The organism is Brucella gallinifaecis (genome assembly GCF_006476605.1).
Lineage (GTDB): Bacteria > Pseudomonadota > Alphaproteobacteria > Rhizobiales > Rhizobiaceae > Brucella > Brucella gallinifaecis.
This window is the reverse complement of sequence record NZ_ML636831.1, coordinates 1-4,007: the sequence shown is the minus strand read 5'-3', so window position 1 is coordinate 4,007 and position 4,007 is coordinate 1. Positions and strand designations below refer to the sequence as shown.

Here is a 4,007-nt window from a genome sequence, read left to right as displayed (position 1 = left end):
TGTTCTCGGCATCTAAGCCGAAGTCAGGCAGAAATTCCACTTATCTCCGCTGTCCAGATTTCCCGAACCACCTCTTTGCGTGGATTGTATCATGTAGATAAATCTATGACTGCTGATAATAAGAGTACTCGTGGTATGACCGCTCAGGTTGGTCTATACTGCGCGAGTATTGATGTTGATATAAATGGTAATGTTAGCGCAACACCAACCACACCAGATGGCGTTCCGGCTGTTCTTGGTCAGGCTTATGATCAACTTGGAACTGTTCGTCATGGATATTGTCCATCCGGATCGATAGCGGGTCAATTGGGTGGATATGATCGCACCTCCCAAGCAGGGTATCCTTGGTCATCAAGCCTGGACTTATATTGTACTCCACTTAATAAGATTCTTGGTGATTGGATTGGGCTTAATAAAAGTCAAACTTCTTCTGGTCAGTTAGTTGGTGTAAACGAAACCAATTATCCACATACACAGCGTGGGCCGTTTTGTGATGTCGCAAACAGTTTTTCGGCTGTTGCTGGTATTCACCGCCAAGCAGGCGGTCAAGGTTATGATGGAATTAATGTCTATTGTGGTCAGTTACAGCAGGCGCGTCTGTCAGCAATAGTAAATTTTAATAATTATAATTGGGATAGAACGCTGGGTGGGGGCGGGTGGCTTGTCAACTTAATGCAAAATGGCTCCGTTTTAACTGGGCATTCAAGAAGCGGAACTGATAAAGTTCCTTATGGATCTGCTTCAGATAACAACACATCTGTTTTTAACCTGGATTCAGAACTCTATGTTCTTCCTAATGGTAATTACGGCGCAGAAATCAGTCAAGCTCCTAATAATATTAGTGATAATGCTTTTGTACAATCAGGTAGTTGTATTAGAAATGACTTTACCCTGAGTAATATTGAAGATAATTCATGTGAATTAACGGTCTCAGGTCGACCTGATTTATCTGTTAGTATACAGACACCAAATGATACATATGACCAGATAGGTCAGCAGAAGAATGTTTCTTTTAGGGCAGCTAATCTTGGCCCTGGTATAGTGCAATCCAATTATGGATATTCATTGGATGTTACTATTCCGACTGGATGGACGGTTCCAAATAGCTCATTACCAAACGGATGTTCTATAAATGGACAGGTTTTAACATGTTTAGTTAATATAGCGCTTGCGGGTTCTACCGAAGCTGGTCAAGAAGGGGGAGCGATAGAGTATACTGTCCCATTTGAAACAACTAGCAGTGTTTCTCAGGGTAGCTTTCCAGTATCTCTCAAATTAAATCGTGAAATTCCTGATAATAGCGGGGACTTAACACGAATTGATTATAATACAGAAAATGACACAGCACAGTCAAATGTTGACTATGCAACTATTGCAACGATTACCTTATCGAAAAAAACAATAGGTGGAAGCGGAACTTTTCAATTTTCTGGAACAAATGGTGTCTTAAATCACAACATAACGACAACATCTGATGGAGCGACGGTTAAGGGGCCAATCCAGCATCCTGATGATCTCAGTTTACCCGTCGTCTTTACAGAAGTTAGCCCAGAAAACTGGCGTATGACGGAAGTCAGTTGTACTGATGCAGATACTGGTTCGGCTATCCCTGTATCGTCTGATATTCAGAGTTTTAATTTTACTATCAGTCCTGACGAATTATTACAGTACGATGATATTTCATGTTTAGTTGTTAATGAATTTGTGAATATACAGACTAATAAAACCTCTAGTAAATCAAATGGTAGTAGCGTTAAAATTGGCGATGATATTGAATATACATTAACCACTGTAATATCTGGGGGTAGTTCTATTGCAGATATAGTTCTAACGGACACTATGTCTAGCGGACTTACATTTAATGAAGTAAGTAGTCATTCTTCTGAATTTACAATCGATACAGGCTCTGCTCCAGTATTAAGTTTTACCCTCCCTGCAGGTACTCAGCCAGGAACATATGAGGTTGTTTACACGGCAACAGTAAATAGTAGTGCTGTAACTGAAGTAAACAACAATGTGGTTACTAGTGCTGGCACATGTCAAAACTGCTCAATAGTTAATCCGGTTGTAATCGTAAATACAAATAAAACAGCTAACTTGAACGGATTTCCGCCGTCTAATCCTCCACAGGCCGTGCAGCATGGGGATGTCATAGTCTATACGCTTGAAACGACGGTTCAAGGCGGTGTTCTGCCAGAAGATCTGGTACTCGAGGATAGTTTAAGCAGCGGTTTAGAATTTATGATTGTTACAAGTGCTGGCGACTTTGCTGTAGATCAAAGTGCTGCACCAATCATTAAATTTACTTTACCGGCTGGCGCCTCAGAAGGCGTTCATCAAGTTATATATCAAGTAAAAGTGCTTGAGAGTGCTACAATAGATGTTTCAAATTCAGTTACTCCGAACTGGGGTGGTTGTGTGGTTTGTAGTACAGTTAATCCTATCGTCGGTATTATAACGAATAAAAACTCGAGTCCTGATAGTGGTACTTCTGTAGAGGTTAATGACTTAATAGAATACACAATTACAGTTGATATATCGGATGGTGTTACGACACATGATTTGAATATAGAAGATATACTTGGAAGCGGCCTTGAGTTCGCAGGAATTGTCAATCAAGGTTCGTTTGTTAATATTGTAAGTGCAGGAAGCAGTATAAAAGCAACTCTTCCTGCCGGTTCAAGCCAAGGGAGTTATGATTTAGTATATACAGCATCTGTTTCGAGCTCGGCAAATACATCAGTTAATAACCAGGTAATAGTCAGCGATGGTGCTTGCGGTGTTTGTGAAACCTCGCATCTATTGGTCGGAATTAGTACGAACAAATCGGCAAATATTCCAAACAACCAATCGGTACAGATTAGTGATGAAATATCTTATACATTGACTGTGACTGTTGTTGGAGCTGCAACTTCGCAACCTGTTATTCTTGAGGATACGCTGGGACCAGGTTTGACATTAGATACTGCAAGTATTAATGCAGATAGCGCATTTACTGTAGATTTAAGCGGTTCTAATCCAAAATTTACACTAGAATCTGGAACCAGTGCGGGAACTTATACTGTTAATTATAAGGCTACGGTTAATGATAGTGCACAAGAAACTGTTAAAAATGCAGTAGTCACTGATCATGGTGCTTGTGACAGTTGTGTGATTGAGAACCCAGTATTAACTATCGTAACGAATAAAAATTCAAATATTACACCTGGAAGTTCTGTCAATTCGGGCGATATTATAACTTATACAATTGAAACTGTTATCAGTTCGGACGTTTCAACGGGCACTTTAGTGACCAGTAATGAAATTTTAGTAACTGACCAGCTTGGTGATGGCCTTACACTGATTGAGAGCAGTGTAGATGGTGATTTTGCTGCTGATATAACTGGTAATCCAACACTTAGATTTACTTTGGTTCCAGGAACTCCAGCCGGCACATATAGAGAAACTTATCAGGCGCTTGTGAATGAAAACGCCACCGTTTCTGTATCTAATGAAGTTACGTCAAATCATGGGGCTTGTGATGATTGCGAGGTCATCGTTCCAGTGTCATCCGTCACGACCCAGAAGACCTCTGATGTAGCATCGGGCAGTACGGTTCAGATTGATGATGAGATCACCTATACGCTGAGTGTAACGGTGAGCGATGCTGCAACAGCCAATGATCTTGTACTGACCGATACGCTTGGTGCAGGCCTGACCTATGTTGATGGCAGTGCCAGCGGCGCAGACTTCACACATGATGTATCCGGTGCACCTGTTCTGGTGTTCACGCTGCCAGCGGGTGCAGGTGTCGGCACGCATGAAGTGACCTATAAGGCGACGGTCAATGAAAATGCGACGGCAACTGTCGGCAACAAGGTCGTGTCAGATGGAGGGGCTTGTGATGATTGCGAGGTCATCGTTCCAGTGTCATCCGTCACGACCCAGAAGACTGAATAGCCCCGAGTTTATTAGACACTCTTCGTCTTCATTTTGTGGTTCTGTTCAAAGTGTACTGGTGACAGCAT

General features: G+C 41.7%; 1 protein-coding gene. It reads left to right on the top strand.

What is annotated here, in order from left to right:
* Positions 1-84: 84 nt before the first annotated feature.
* Entirely contained in the window at positions 85-3,939 is a 3,855-nt protein-coding gene (locus FHY56_RS17660; protein ID WP_140906426.1) for an isopeptide-forming domain-containing fimbrial protein, read from the top strand.
* The last annotated feature ends 68 nt before the right edge of the window (positions 3,940-4,007 follow it).